The organism is Mesocryomonas fontinalis, from assembly GCF_055730125.2.
On record NZ_JBUZWG020000001.1, the window covers coordinates 658,736 to 673,247 of the forward strand.

The following is a 14,512-nucleotide window of genomic DNA, read 5'->3' on the forward strand; positions in this document are numbered from 1 at the left end:
CGATCGGCCTTCAGCCTTTCGCCGCCTTGACGAAACGGTCGTCGAACGTCTGCGCGAAGGTGATCTCGGCATTGCCGAACTCGGCGGGCTCCAGCGTCTTCAGCATGGCCAGCATCGACGTGAAGCCATCCTCGGTGATCATGCCATCGGGCGAATACATCGGCCGGGCCTTCTCGAAGGCCGTCTTGTAGAATTCGCGGTCGCCGAAAAGATAATCTTCGGGAATGGTGTCCGCGACCTGGTCGGGCGTTGCCGACTGCAGCCAGGCCAGCGACTTCAGGAAGGCGTTGACGATGCGCTGCGTGGTCACCGGGTTGGCTTCGACGAAGTCGTGGCGGAGGTAGACGGTCGCCGCCGGGTTGGTGCCGCCGAACAGCTGTCGGGTGCCTTCCTCGGTGCGCGTGTCGATCAGCGGCACGACGGCGCCGTCGATCTCGAGCCGCGATGTCACCGGATCGAGATGCGACAGGCCGGCGATCTCGCCACGCTTGACCGCCGCCACCGCGCTGGTGCCGCCGCCGATGCCGACGATCGAGACGTCGTCGGGCTTCAGGCCAGCCTTGACCAGCGCGTATTGCAGCATCAGGGCGGTGGAGGAGCCCGGCGCAGTGACGCCCATCGCGCGTCCCTTGAGATCGGCGATCGACTTGATTTCGCCGGCGAGCTCCTTGCGGATGGCGATGGTGATGCCGGGAAAGCGGCCGAGGTCGGCAACGGCGCGGATGTCCTGGCTGCGGTGCTGCATGCGCAGCGTATGCTCGTAGGCGCCGGTGACGACATCGACCGATCCGCCGACCAGCGCCTGCAGGGATTTCGCCCCGCCGCCGAAGTCGTTGATCGCGACCGTCAGGCCTTCCTCCTCGAAGAAGCCGCGCCGCTCGGCGATCGTCAGCGGCAGATAGTAAAGCAGCGGCTTGCCACCGACGCCGAGCGTCAGCGACGGCTTCTCGATCGTCGCGCCGGCATCCTGTGCATAGGCGGGTAGCCGGGCGGACAAGGCGGCGAAGGCTGCGGCGCTGGCGCCGGCGGCCAGGAAATCTCTGCGTTTCATCTTGAAAGCCCCTCCCAAGGCCAAGTTTCAATTCTGTATCGAACGGCGAAAGCTCAGCTGGTCGACACCTGCGCCTGCGGGCGCCAGACCAGCAGCCGGTCCTCGACCACCGTCACGAGGGCGTCAATCACCAGCACGAAGCCCATCAGCACGAACATGCCGGCAAAGACGCCGGTGACGTCGAACACGCCCTCTGCCTGCTGGATGAGGTAGCCGAGGCCCGCCGACGAGCCGAGATACTCGCCGACCACCGCGCCGACCATGGCAAAGCCGACGGCCGTGTGCAGCGACGAGAACATCCAGGACAGGGCCGACGGCATATAGACGTGGCGCAGCAATTGGCGCTCGGTCATGCCCAGCATGCGGGCGTTCGACAGCACGGTCTGGTTCACCTCCTTCACGCCCTGGTAGACGTTGAAGAACACGATGAAGAAGACGAGGGTGACGCCGAGCGCGACCTTCGACCAGATCCCGAGGCCGAGCCAGAGCGCGAAGATCGGCGCGAGGACCACGCGCGGCAAGGCGTTCGCCGCCTTCACATAGGGGTCGAAGACCATGGCGAGGAGCGGCTTGCGGGCGAACCAGAAGCCGATCGCGACGCCGCCGAGCGAGCCGATGGCAAACGCCAGCGTCGACTCCGCCAGCGTGATGCCGAGGTGATACCAGATCGATCCGGAGACGAACCACTCCACGATGCGCACGCCGACGTCGATCGGCGTCGCGAAGAAGAAGCGCGCGTCGGCGGGGTTGCCGAAGAGGCTCGTCGCCGTGAACAGGTGCCAGACCAGCAGCACCGCCACGCCCACCGAGATCTGCAGCAGAAGAAGGATCGGCCTGGTCATGCCGGCAGTCCGTTTGTCTGGCGATAGCCCTTCACGACCTCTTCCTTCAGGGCGTTCCAGATCTCGCGGTGGATGTCGTGGAAAAGCGGGTCGAGCCGCACGTCGGCGATCTCGCGCGGACGGCTGATGGGAATCTCGTAGTCGCCGATGATGCGGGCGCGTGGGCCGGCCGACATGATGACGACGCGGTCCGAAAGCGCGATGGCCTCCTCGAGGTCGTGCGTCACGAACATCACCGCCTTGCGCTCCGCCGACCAGAGGTCGAGCAGCAGCCCGCCCATGATGACGCGCGTCTGAGCGTCGAGGGGGCCGAAAGGCTCGTCCATCAGGAGGATGCGCGGGTTGCGGATCAGCACTTGGGCGAGCCCGACGCGCTTGCGCTGCCCGCCCGAGAGCATGTGCGGATAGCGGTCCGCAAACGCCGAGAGGCCGACGCGGGCCAGCCATTCGCCGGCGCGATCCTCGGCCTCGCGCTTCGCGGTCCCCGCAATCGTCAGCGGGATCGCCACATTGTCGAGCACCGTCTTCCAGGGCATCAGCGCGTCCTGCTGGAAGAGATAGCCCGCCTCGCCGTTGAGGCCGGAGAGGTTCCGCCCATAGATCCTGACGGCGCCGGCGGAGGGCTTCAGCAAGCCCGCCGCGGCGTTGAGCAGCGTGGACTTGCCGCAGCCGGTCGGGCCGACGACGGCGACGAACTCGCCCTCGCGCACTTCGAGATCGGTCGGGGCGACCGCCTCGAAGCGACCGCCATTGGCAAGCCGGAAGGCGATCTCGACCTGCGACAGGCCGATCGCCTGCGCCCGTTCCGGTGCTGCGGCTGCTCCCGAGCGCGCGCGCATATTTTCGGCAGTGCTCAGCATCCCGCCGAACTCCGCATGGTGTCTCTCAGCCACGGCCTCCCGGCGCGTGACGCGTATGATTCATTCATCGCCGTCCTCCCGACGTCGTTGGATGTTCAGCCTAGATGATCGTCGGGCTTAAGTAACATGCGTTTGGGTGCAACGCGCGTTTCCCACCGGAGAATGCTCAGGCGGCGCAGGCCTCGGGCCGCGAGCGCAGCGCGTCCCGCACCCGGCCGCCGGACTGGGCGCCCGGCAGCCGGGCAGCGTCCTCGGCGACGAGACGCAAGGCCTCGATATCCACCCCCGTCGAGACGCCCATCCGCTCGAACATCCAAGCGACATCCTCCGTCGCGACATTGCCCGTCGCCCCCGGCGCAAACGGACAGCCGCCGAGCCCGCCGGCGGCGGCATCGAAGACGCGCACGCCTTCCTCAAAGGCGGCAAAGACGTTGGCAAGACCGAGCCCGTACGTGTCGTGGCCGTGCATGGCCCAGTGCCGGACATCGGGAAAGCGGGCCATGGCCTCGCCGAACAGGCGGCGCATCATGTCCGGCGATGCGCGTCCGGTCGTGTCGCAGAGACAGATCTCGGCGTCCGGGCGAACCGGTACCAGCCGGTCGAGGATTTCCAGCACCGCCGCGGGATCGACGCGGCCGTCAAACGGGCAGTCGAACGCGGTGGCAAGGCTGAGCCGCAGCGGCACGTCGGGCGGCACGCGGGCCGCGAGGCGCTCGTAGTCCTCGGCGGACTCGGTCGGCGACCGACGCACATTGTTGCGGTTATGGGCCTCGGAGACCGACAGCACGTAGGCGATCATCGGCGCGCCGGCGTCGAGCGCTGAGATGCCGCGCCGCTCGGTCGGCACCAGCAGCTGCGGCAGGAGGCTCGCCGTGCCGCGCACCGCGCCGAGCACCGCCGGCGTGTCCGCCATCTGCGGCACCGCCGAAGCGCTGACGAAGGACCCGATCTCCATCCGGCGCAAGCCTGCCGCGTTGAGGCGCCGGACGAAGTCCACCTTCACGGCGGTCTCGATGAAGGGCCCGATCGGCTGGAAGCCGTCGCGCGGCGCCACCTCCACGATCTCCACGTCGGTCTTCCGGTCGAGAAGGTTCATCGCACCACGCCTTGCTCTCTCAGTTCCCGGATCTCGTCCAAGCCGAAACCGGCCTCGCCGAGCACCTCGTCGGTATGCGCGCCGATCGCCGGGCCGGTCCAGCGCACGGTGCCGGGCGCCTCGGGTACGTGCGGCACGATGCCAGCCTGCAGGACCTTGCCGATCAGCGGGTCCTCGATCTCGCGCACCATGCCGCGCGCGCGGAACTGTTCGTCGCCGGCGATCTCGGCGGCGTTGAAGCAGAGCGTCGAGGGAATGTCGGCCTCGCGCAGGATCCGGTCAGCCTCGGCGGCGTCGAAGCCACGCGACCAGTCCGCGATGATGCCGTCGAGCCGCTCGACATTCCGCAGGCGACCGGGATTTTTGGCAAAGTCCGGATCGTCGGCGAGTTCGGGGCGGCCGATCGTTTGGGCGAGGCGCCGGAAGAGCGGGTCCGAGTTCGCCGCGATCAGCAGCCATTTGCCGTCGCGGGTCGGATAGGCGTTGGTCGGCGCCGCGGTCTTGATCCGAGAGCCCTGCGGCTGGCGCACCGTGCCGAACACGCCGTATTCGGGCAGCGTGCCCTCCATCATCGAGAGCATCGCCTCGGTCAGCGCCACGTCGAGCGTGAACGGAGCGGGCGCCCCGCCGGCGCGGTCGCGCTGCCAGAGCGCGGCCATGACCCCGAAGGCGGCATAGAGGCCAGCGATCGAATCGCCGATCGAGATGCCGACGCGGGACGGCGGCAGGTCGGTCTCCTCCGGCGGGTGGTTGGTGAGGTAGCGCAGCCCGCCCATCGCCTCGCCGATGACCCCGAAGGAGGCGCGGTCGCGATAGGGGCCGTCCTGGCCGAAGCCGGAGATGCGGGCGATCACGAGGTTCGGCCGGGCTTCGCGCAGGACCGCCTCGCCGAGGCCCAGCCGGTCGAGTTGTCCCGGCCGAAAATTCTCGACCAGCGCATCCGCGCCGCCCGCGAGCCTCAGGACGACGCTGCGCGCGCCGGGATGCTTGAGGTCCAGCGACAGGCACCGCTTGTTGCGCGCGTGCATCGACCACCAGGGCGACTGGCCGCTGGCCTGCTCGCCCCATTGCCGGACCGGGTCGCCGCCCGGCGGCTCGATCTTCACGACGTCGGCGCCGAGATCCGCCAGCAGCCGCGTCGCGAACGGGGCGGCGACGAAATGGCCGAGTTCCAGGATCTTCAGCCCCGAAAGGGGACCGGTTGGCGCCGCGGCCGGCGTGCTCTCATGGTTCGATGCGGTCATGGCTGCTTTCTCCCGTCGCACCCGATCGGCATGGTGATCCGTCATCTTCCGCGCGGAGCGGGGGAGGGGTCCAGTCGTCTCCGGTCAACCGCCGTTCGCGGCCTGCGAACTGCCGCGCTGGATGAGGTGCGCGCGCAGGAGGCGCGTCGCCTCCGGCAGGCCGGCGGGATCGCGCGAAACGAGCTTCAGCTCGCGCGACGTCCAGGGGTCGGACAGCGGGATCGCCACGAGGTCCATGCCCCGCGCCACCACGGCGAAGGCCCGGTCCGGAATGAGCCCGACGCCGAGGCCGCTTTCCACCATGCGCAGGACCGCGTCGAAGCCGGGGACGTGGATGCGCAGCTTCACGTCGCGGCCGGCATGTGCCGCCTCGACGGCCGAGCGGCGGTAGATCGCGCTGTCCTGGTGCAGGCCGATGTGCTCGTAGTCGAGCGTCTCGAGAAAGCCGACGCGGGCGCGGCCGGCGAGCGGATGGTCGCGCCGGACGGCGAGCACCAGCCGATCGCGCCGGTAGGGGGCCGCCACCAGGTCGCGGCTGTCGACGGTGGAGACGCAGAGGCCGATGTCGCCCACTCCCTCCTCGATGCCCTTCACCACGGCATAGCTCGTGCGCTCCTCCAGCTCGATGCGCACGCGCCCGTTCGCCTGGTAGAAGTCGGAGAGGTCCTCGGGCAGAAACTGCACGATCGACGAGATGTTGGCGAGGATGCGGACATGGCCGAGCAGGCCTTGCGCATGGTCGGCGAGTTCGGCCGCCATCTTGTCGACCGAGCGCAAAATCGAGCGCGCATGGTGCAGCAAGGTCTCGCCCGATGCCGTCACCGTCATGCCGCGGGCGTGGCGCTGGAAGAGCTCGCTCCCGAGCGTCGCCTCGAGCTCCGCCACGCGCTTGGAAAGCGCGGACGGCGCGATGCCGGCCCGCTCGGCGGCCCGCGTCAGGTGCTCCTCCTCGCAGACGGTGACGAAGAGCTGCAGCGTGACGAGATCGATACGCCGAGCCAGAGAGGATGAGATCATGGGCGGTTCACGGGCAATACTCGGTGCGCCCTGCTTGTGCGTCGCGCGGACGGCGAGAGCAAGGGGCGAACGCCGCTCGGCGCATCGGGGAGGGAGAGGGCAGGCTTTTTCGGTGAGGCGCGCGCCGGCCTGCTGCCCCGTAAATGTAAGGCGGTCGTCGCGGCAGGGCACCGGCCGCAAGCATCAGCCTCGGGCCTTCGATCGACGAGCCACCTCCCGTATCCGCTCCATCTCCGCTCCGTCTTCAACTGCAGCGGTACCGGCTTCTTGTACTCTGGCACAAACGGGATGGTATCATCGTCGATGGTTTGATGAGGCACGAGTAGCTTTAGACGGCAAGCTTCCGCGGAAGGCGAGGCCAGAGTAAAAATACAAAGGCTTCCATATCAAAATACAAGATTGTTATATATTTTAAGACCAAGCTTAAAAGTCGAATGAACTTGAAACATTAACCTTTAGTCGAGTTTTGAAGGGCTCTCACTAGTTTTCATTTGCTTGCCGGCGCCTCAAGATGCTCAGTAGCTAGATACCGAACGGACCTCTCAAGGTCCGCGGGAAAAAGCTGCAATCTTGAAGAGGTGGATGACATGCGGGTCGTGCTGCTCGGAATTCTATGGCTTGCTTCGGCCCTCGTCGGCCTGGTGCTCATCACGCAGCCGGTCAGTGTCCAGGCGCAACTCGGCATCGCGCTTTCCGCCATTGCCATCTGTCTGACGATCTACCTTCTCCGGCTGCGCGGACCCTGGCGCTATGTCTTCCTGGCGACGGCCACCGCGGTCATCCTGCGCTATGCCTACTGGCGAACGACGTCGACCTTGCCGTCGCCGGAGCATCTGCTCTACTTCGTCCCGGCGGTCCTCCTCTACGTCGCGGAAATGTATTGCCTGCTGATGCTGGCGATGAGCCTCTTCGTCATCGCCGATCCGATCGAGCGGCCGCGCGCCCGGCAGCTGAGCGACGACGAGCTGCCGACGGTCGACATCTTCGTTCCTTCCTATAACGAGGGCGCCGACATCCTGTCGCTGACGCTCGCCTCGGCCAAGGCGCTGGATTACCCGGCGGACAAGTTCAACGTCTATCTGCTCGACGATGGCGGCACAGACCAGAAGCGCAATTCGCGCGATCCGGCGGTGTCCGGCGCCGCCCACCGGCGGCGTGCCGAGTTGACCGAGCTCTGCCGCCAGCTCGGCGTGCACTATCGAACCCGGGCCGCCAATCTGCGGGCCAAGGCCGGCAACCTCAACAGCGGGCTGTCGGGCACAAGCGGCGACCTCGTCGTCGTGTTCGACGCCGACCATGCGCCGGCCCGCGAATTCCTGCGCGAAACCGTCGGCTACTTCGTCGACGAGGCCAAGCTCTTCCTCGTCCAGACGCCGCACTTCTTCTCCAACCCCGATCCGCTCGAGCGCAACCTCGGCACGTTCGACCGGATGCCGTCGGAGAACGAGATGTTCTACGGCACCATCCAGAAGGGTCTGGACAAGTGGAACGCCGCCTACTTCTGCGGTTCGGCGGCGGTGCTGCGCCGGGCCGCGCTGGAAGAGGTCGGGGGCTTCTCCGGCGTTTCGATCACCGAGGACTGCGAGACCGCGCTCGACCTGCATTCGCGTGGCTGGAAGAGCCTCTACGTCAACCGCCCGATGATCTCCGGCCTGCAGCCCGATACCTTCTCGAGCTTCATCGGCCAGCGCTCCCGATGGTGCCGCGGCATGATCCAGATCCTGCTCTTGAAGAACCCGCTGATGCGCAAGGGTCTCAGCCTGCCGCAGCGCATCTGTTACCTCTCCAGCGCGCTGTTCTGGTTCTTCCCGTTCATGCGCATGGTGTTCATGGCGGCGCCGCTCCTGTTCATCCTCTTCAACCTCAAGATCTACGATGCCTCGGTCGAGGAGTTCGTCGCCTACACCATCACCTACCTCGTCATCGGCGAGATCATGCGCAACTACCTCTTCGGACAGGTGCGCTGGCCCTGGGTGTCGGAGGTCTACGAGTACGTCCAGTCGGTCTACCTGTTCCGGGCGATCATCAGCGTGCTGATCAACCCGCGCCGCCCGACCTTCACCGTGACGGCCAAGGGTGAGACGCTGCAGGAGACGCGGCTTTCCGAGCTCGCCTGGCCCTACTTCGCGATCGTCGGCGTGCTGCTCTTCGCGCTCGGCGTCTCCGTCTACCGCTACAACACGGAGCCACAGATCGGCGGCCTGCTGCTCGTCGTGGGCGCCTGGAACGTCCTGAACCTCTTCGTCGCCGCCGCCGCACTCGGCGTCGTCACGGAACGCCGCGAGCGCCGGACGTCGCCCCGCCTCGTCTGCCTGCGCGATGCCGTGCTGATGATCGACGGCGTCGAGACCCCGGTCCGCGTCAACGACATCTCGCTCGGCGGCGCCAAGGTCGTCGCAGCGCCCGGACTGGCGGTCCCCTTCGGCGGTTCGCAGCAAAGCCTGACGGTGCTGTCGGCGCGCGATGGCGGTGTATTCGGCAGCATCCCGGTGTCGGTGCAGGACAATGCCGGCGACGGCGTCATCGGCCTGCGCTTCAATGCGCAAGCGGAGCACTATCCGATCATCGCCGAACTGATGCTGGCCGACATCGACGCGGTCCGGGCGCAGCGCTCGGCCCGCCAGCGGCGGCAGGGCATCATCGCGGGAACCTTCGGCTTCCTGAAATGGAGCCTTCTCTACCCGCTGGTCGCCACCCATCACCTGATCTTCGACCGCGATACCCCGGCGCAGGACGCCGATGCCGTCGCGCCCGAAAAGATCGAGCCGAACAAGAACCCGCTCGCCGCGCCGCTGGCCTGACCTGGAGAGTGTGATGTCCCGTTATTCTTCATATTTGAGCAAGAGCCTGGCCGGTCTGTCGCTCGTCGCCCTCACGGCGGTGACCCTCTCGAACGCCGAGGCTGGCACGCCGTTCGCCATCGGCGGGCCGGCCGCCGCCGCTGCCCCCGCCGCGGCTGTGTCGACCGGGCGGCTGGCGACGCTGTCGAGCAGTGCCGAACAGCTGATGCTGACCGGCGAGAATGCGACGCGCCAGTTTGCGGTCTTCGTGCGGCCCGGCGAGACCACCAAGGCGGCGAAGATCGCTCTGTCCTATCAGAGCACGGTGTCGATCATGCCGGAGTCCTCGTCGCTGCAGGTCTTCGTCAACAACCGCCCGGTGGCCGAGACCCGCCTGGGGCTCGGCGGCGTCCGCAGCCTGACGGCCGACCTCTCGCCCGGCACCTTGCAGCCCGGCTTCAACCAGGTCCGCATCGTCGTCGATCAGCACCACCGCGTCGACTGCTCCATCGCCGGCACCTATGAGCTGTGGACGGCGATCGACCCGGCGCAAAGCGGCCTCCTGTTCGACGGCGACATCGGGCCGGTTTCGGCGATCGAGGACCTTCCCGCCCTCGCTCGGCTCGAGACCGACGGCGTCACGCGGATCCACGGCGTGCTGCCGGCCGGTGCCACTCCGAAGGATATCGAGCAAACCCTGTCGGCGGTCCAGTCGGCCGTGCTGCTCGGCGGTTTTCGCCATCCCGCGGTCGAATTTGGCGCGAGCGCCGACGGCGCGGCGCTTGCTGTCGAGGTCGGTCTCGATGCCAGCCGCCTTGTCGGCAACACCACCATCCCTGCCGTCAGCTTTGAGCCGGGGGCGGCCGGCCAACCCGCCCGCCTGATCGTCACCGGCACCAGCCCGGACGAGATCGACCGGGGTATCGCGGGTCTTGCGGCTGCATCGAAAGGCCACGCGCCCGTCGGCACGCCCGAAGGCTTGCAGGCCCTGCGCGATGCCGGCGGACGGCTGCTCTCCGGCGGGGAGGTGGTGACGCTGCATGATCTCGGCCTTGCCGACCGGCAGTTCGCCGGCCGCTTCTTCCGCGACAGCGTGCGCTTCCGGCTTCCGGCGGATTTCTACCCGGCCGACTATGCCGAGGGCAGCCTGACGCTGGATGCCAGCTATGCCGCCGGTCTCGACCGGCACGCCGAGCTGGTGATCCGGGCCAATGACCGCGTGATCTCGACCATTCCGCTGAGCTCCAGCAAGCGCGGCCTCATCGATCGACAGAAGATGCGGCTGCCGCTCAGCGCCCTGCAGCCGGGCAACAACGTCCTGACGCTCGAGGCAACGGTCTCGAACGAAAGCGATGCGGCCTGCGACCCGGCGGCACAGGCGAACCCGCCGACACGGCTGTTCGTCTCCGGCACCTCGGCGCTGACATTGCCCGTGCTCGCGCGGGTGGGCCACACCCCGGATCTCGCCGCGATGGCGATGGGCGGCAGCAACGGATCGCCCGATCTGTCGCTGCTCGTCGCGGACCTCTCGCCGAACAGCCTTGGCACCGCGGCGACGTTCACCGCAAAGCTCGCCGCTTCGTCCGGCAAGACCTTCGACACGCGTGTCCTCACCGCGATGCCGCGCGAGGCAACCGGCAACCTCGTCGCGTTCGGTACCTTCGCCGGCCTGCCAAGGGAACTGATGCAGGCCGTGCGCCTCGCGCCTGCCGGGACCGAAAAAGCGGCTGCGCGCGAAAACCTTCTGGTTTCTCCGGCGGATGCGGCGGAGGTCGGCAGTAGCTGGAAGCTCCTGTTCAAGGGTGGCGGCGCCGATGAGGCGGCTGCTCCCGGGGCTGCTCCCGCGCCATCCGGCGAGACCGAATTCGATCGTTTCCTCTCGGCCTTCTCGCAAAGCGAAAGCTTCTCCGACACGCTGATGTCGATGGGGTCGGCTGCGGCCGACGGCGTCTTCGGCCTGATCGGTTTCCAGCAGAACCCGCTCTCCGACACCGTCGATCCTGCAAACTTTTTCCAGCCGGCCGCGGACACCTCGCTGGTGGTCGCTCAAGGATCGGCGCCAGAGCACCGGGGTGCCGCCTGGACGGTCGTCGCGGCCCGGGATGCGGCCACCCTCTCAGAGGGCGTCGACGTGCTGACGTCCACCGGCCGCTGGGATCAGCTGGCCGGCGCCGTGACCAGCATGAGCGGGGAGGGGAAGTCGATGACGAGCGTCGCCGCCCGCGACGAGCAGTTGTTCGAGACGCAGGCGACCTCGCTCGCCAATGGGCGGCTGGTCATCGCCGGCTGGTTCTCGCGCCATTCCGAGAGCTACATCGCGGCGCTGCTGATCGCGTGCCTCGCGCTCGGGCTGACCACCAACCTCTTCCTGCGCAACATCGGCGAGAAGCGCCGGTGAGGGCGGTCATCATGGCAATGGCGACCGTGCTGCTGGCCCTCGCGGGCGCGGCATCGGCGAACGACGCTCCGCTGGCGGTGCAGCCCGAGGACTACGTCGTCGGCTCCTGGGAGCTCTACCGCGCCAAGTTCGTCACCGCGGAAGGCCGCATCACCGACGACGACAATGGCATGATCAGCCACAGCGAGGGGCAAGGCTACGGGCTCCTCTTCGCCGCGGCGGCGGGAGACCGCCCGTCGTTCGACCGGATCTGGAAGTGGACCGAGACGGAGCTCCTGGTGCGCGACGACGCGCTGGCCGCCTGGCGCTGGGATCCCGATGCCTCTCCGCATGTCACCGACAGGAACGATGCGACGGACGGCGACCTCTTGATCGCCTGGGCGCTGCTGCGTGCCTCGGAGCGGTGGAATGTCAGCGCCTTCCGCCGCGAGGCCCGTTCGATCGTCGACGATGTCGTCGACCTCGCCGTCATCGACAGCCGCTACGGCAAGGTCCTTTTGCCGGCGGTGGCGGGTTTCGACGCGGCCGCCCAGCCGGACGGCCCGGTGGTCAATCTTTCCTACTGGGTGTTTCCGGCAATCGAGGAACTCAGCGCCATCTCGCCGAAACTTTCGAAGGCCAAACTCCTCGACAGCGGCCTCGCCCTCGCCAAGGCCGCCCGTTTCGGCCCGGCCGCCCTCCCGAGCGACTGGATCGCGCTCGGCGGCGGCACGGCGGCGCCGGCGAAGAACTTCCCCGCCCAGTATGCCTACAACGCGGTGCGGGTGCCGCTCTACCTCGCTTGGGCCTCACGCGCCGACGACGCCCTGCTGATGCCCTTCGCCGATGCCTGGACGGCGACCGGCACGACCGCCCCGCGCGCCGTCGACGTCGCCAGTGGCGAGACCGTCAACCCGATGGCCGGACCCGGCTATCTTGCCATCGCCGACCTGATGGCGTGCAGCTTGAAGCGCCAGGCGCATGCGGCGGCCGCCGCCGCCTTCGTGCCGACCAGCTACTACCCCAGCACTCTCCACATCCTCAGCCTGATGGCGCTTTCGGAAAGGTATCCGCAATGTTTGTGAGGAAGACGCTTCTTCTCGCCTCGATCGCCGCCATCGGCGTTTCGGTCGCCACGGCGCAGCAGGCCGGGGTCAACAGCCAGATCGCGGCGCGCGCCCTGTCCGATCCGTTCAGCGTGCCGCCGCTGCCGTCCGTCGCCGTGGCCGCGCCGGCCCCGCTGCAGGCCGATGCCGCCGCGCTGGCCTTTGGGGCCGCACCGGCGCCGGGCGCCGCGGCGTTCCCGCCGGCCCCCGGCCTTGGTGCTGCGCCGAACCCTGGTCTTCCCGCGCCCGTAGCCATCGCTCCGGCGCCCGTCCCCTTGGCGACGGGCTTTGCCATCGGCACCGCGACCCCGCCGGCCGCCGTACCGCCCCTGGCCAACCCCTTCGCCCCGGCTCGCGCGGCGACAACGCCCGCCGCCGGGAGCCTTGCCGGGGACGCACCCGCCGCCGCCCCGGCCAATGATGCCGACGATACCGCGCTTCGCTATTACGCCGCGCAGCGCGACCTCGTGCGGGTCGGCGCCGAAATCCGCCGGCTGAAGACCCTCTACCCGAACTGGGCTCCGCCGAGCGATCTCTTCGCCCCGAGCGGTGGCGCCGACGAGCAGCCTTTGTGGGCGATGTTCGCCAAGGGGGAGTTTGCTGCGATCGAGGCCGAGATCGAGCGGATCAAGACGGAAAAGCCCGGTTGGGCGCCGACCGACGACCTTGCGCAGAAGCTTGCGGACGGCAAGGCCCGCCAGGCGGTGACGAGCGCTGCAGCCGTCGGCAACTGGGCCGCGGCGATCGCCGCTGCGCAGGCGCGGCCGAGCCTCCTCGTCTGCAGCAGCATCGACGTTCTCTGGACGGTGGGCGAAAGCTTCGCGCGGATGTCCGACATGGCCCGCGCCTACGATCTCTACGCCTATGTGCTGGCCAATTGCGACGCCGCGCCGGAGCGCCTCGCCACGTTCCAGAAGGCCAGCGCCTTGCTGCCGGCGGAAGGCGTCACCGCGCTCCTCGCCTATTCGCGGGTTCTGCCGAACGGGCAAGGCGAGTTCGACAGCCTGCGCTTCGACAGCCTGCGCCAGCGCATGGCGGAGGTCGGCTCCGGCAAGACGGCACAGCTTCCGCCCACCGAGGAACTGCAGGCCTATGCCGACTACGTCCGCCGCTCCCGCTCGGCGTCCGACATGGGACTGATCGGCTGGTATTTCTTCGGCCAGGAGAACTGGCAGCGGGCGGCGGAGTGGTTTCAGGCCGGCATGGCGGCGGGCGGCGACGCCAAGCTGACCGAAGGCTACATCCTGGCGCTGCGCAATGGCGACCGCGTTTCCGAGGCGCAGGACATCGCGGCGGAGAGCTACAGGAACTCGCCCGAGATCGCCAAGATCTACGTCGAGATGGTAGCCGACGACCTGACCGCCGACGACGGCGCCAAGAAGATGCCGGACACGGCGGTGGAGCGCTTCGAGACGATCGTCGAGGACCTGCAATCGCCGCTCGGCGCGCAGTCGCTCGGATGGCATCTCGTCTATGCCAAGGACTATCAGGGCGCCAAGGAGTGGTTCCAGCGTTCGGTCGACTGGAAGCCAACGCAGGAAGGCGTGATCGGCCTTGCGGTGGTCGCGGCGCGGCTGAAGCAGCCGAGCGAACTGAAGAAGATCAAGGCTGAGTACGCGGCGGACTTCCCGGCCGTCGCCGACTTCAAGGACGCCGTCCCGCAAGCCTCGCGAACGGCATCCGCGTCGAAGGCCGATCGGTCTGGCGCCGCGAACCGTCGCAGTGGCGGCAAGGGGCGCAGCAGGACCGGCGACCCGCTGATGGCGGAAGCCAACCGTCTCTACAAGGAGGGCGACTTCCAGGGGACGCTGCAGGCGCTCGACCGGCGGGAGGCCCGCAGCGGCAAGGAATATGGCGCCGAGCTGCTGCGCGGCTGGGCCAACCACCGGCTCGGCCGCTGGACCGAGGCGCGCAAGGTTTTCCTCGCCCAGGACAAGCAGCGTTCCACCAAGGATACCCGCTTCGGCATCGGCGCGACCAGCAATTCGCAGTACCGGATGTGGTCCGAGGGCGAGAACAAATGCAAGGTCTGGTCGAAATGCTGAGCCGGAGGGCAAAACATCGGCCGGCTGGCGGAAGAGCTGTTCCCGAGGAGCATAAGTTTCGGATGTAAATCAAGCGAATGGCTGCCGAAGCTTG

10 protein-coding genes are annotated in these 14,512 nt (G+C 68.0%); 4 read left to right on the forward strand and 6 right to left on the reverse strand.

What is annotated here, in order from left to right:
• Positions 1-10 precede the first annotated feature (10 nt).
• The 6 genes from ACZL02_RS03030 to ACZL02_RS03055 form a co-directional block, all read right to left on the reverse strand.
• Entirely contained in the window at positions 11-1,051 is a 1,041-nt protein-coding gene (locus ACZL02_RS03030) for an ABC transporter substrate-binding protein (protein ID WP_472938701.1), read from the reverse strand.
• Positions 1,052-1,104: 53 nt separating this feature from the next.
• Entirely contained in the window at positions 1,105-1,893 is a 789-nt protein-coding gene (locus ACZL02_RS03035) for an ABC transporter permease (protein ID WP_472938702.1), read from the reverse strand.
• A complete protein-coding gene (locus ACZL02_RS03040) occupies positions 1,890-2,732 on the reverse strand; it encodes an ABC transporter ATP-binding protein (protein ID WP_472939096.1) in 843 nt (280 codons plus the stop codon). The genes ACZL02_RS03035 and ACZL02_RS03040 overlap by 4 nt, the downstream gene beginning before the upstream one ends.
• 187 nt (positions 2,733-2,919) lie before the next feature.
• Positions 2,920-3,849, reverse strand: coding sequence for a hydroxymethylglutaryl-CoA lyase (locus tag ACZL02_RS03045; RefSeq protein WP_472938703.1), 930 nt, complete (start codon positions 3,847-3,849; stop codon positions 2,920-2,922).
• The gene (locus ACZL02_RS03050; protein WP_472938704.1) at positions 3,846-5,093 is read right to left on the reverse strand and encodes a CaiB/BaiF CoA transferase family protein; all 1,248 of its coding nucleotides are present in this window, start codon (positions 5,091-5,093) and stop codon (positions 3,846-3,848) included. Before ACZL02_RS03050 ends, ACZL02_RS03045 begins: the two co-directional genes overlap by 4 nt.
• A gap of 84 nt (positions 5,094-5,177) precedes the next feature.
• The gene (locus ACZL02_RS03055; RefSeq protein WP_472938705.1) at positions 5,178-6,110 is read right to left on the reverse strand and encodes a LysR family transcriptional regulator; all 933 of its coding nucleotides are present in this window, start codon (positions 6,108-6,110) and stop codon (positions 5,178-5,180) included.
• 587 nt (positions 6,111-6,697) lie between these two features.
• Between ACZL02_RS03055 and bcsA the strand changes: the two genes are divergently transcribed.
• The 4 genes from bcsA to ACZL02_RS03075 are packed head-to-tail and all read left to right on the forward strand — an operon-like array spanning position 6,698 to position 14,418.
• Positions 6,698-8,911, forward strand: a complete 2,214-nt coding sequence (gene bcsA / locus ACZL02_RS03060) for a UDP-forming cellulose synthase catalytic subunit (protein ID WP_472938706.1) — start codon at positions 6,698-6,700, stop codon at positions 8,909-8,911.
• Between the two features lie 13 nt (positions 8,912-8,924).
• Positions 8,925-11,288, forward strand: a complete 2,364-nt coding sequence (locus ACZL02_RS03065; RefSeq protein WP_472938707.1) for a cellulose biosynthesis cyclic di-GMP-binding regulatory protein BcsB — start codon at positions 8,925-8,927, stop codon at positions 11,286-11,288.
• An 11-nt stretch (positions 11,289-11,299) separates the two neighbouring features.
• Complete coding sequence (locus tag ACZL02_RS03070) at positions 11,300-12,352, forward strand: family 8 glycosyl hydrolase (protein WP_472938708.1); 1,053 nt, start codon at positions 11,300-11,302, stop codon at positions 12,350-12,352.
• Positions 12,343-14,418: a hypothetical protein gene (locus ACZL02_RS03075; protein ID WP_472938709.1), complete on the forward strand. Its 2,076-nt coding sequence runs from the start codon at positions 12,343-12,345 to the stop codon at positions 14,416-14,418. Before ACZL02_RS03070 ends, ACZL02_RS03075 begins: the two co-directional genes overlap by 10 nt.
• The last annotated feature ends 94 nt before the right edge of the window (positions 14,419-14,512 follow it).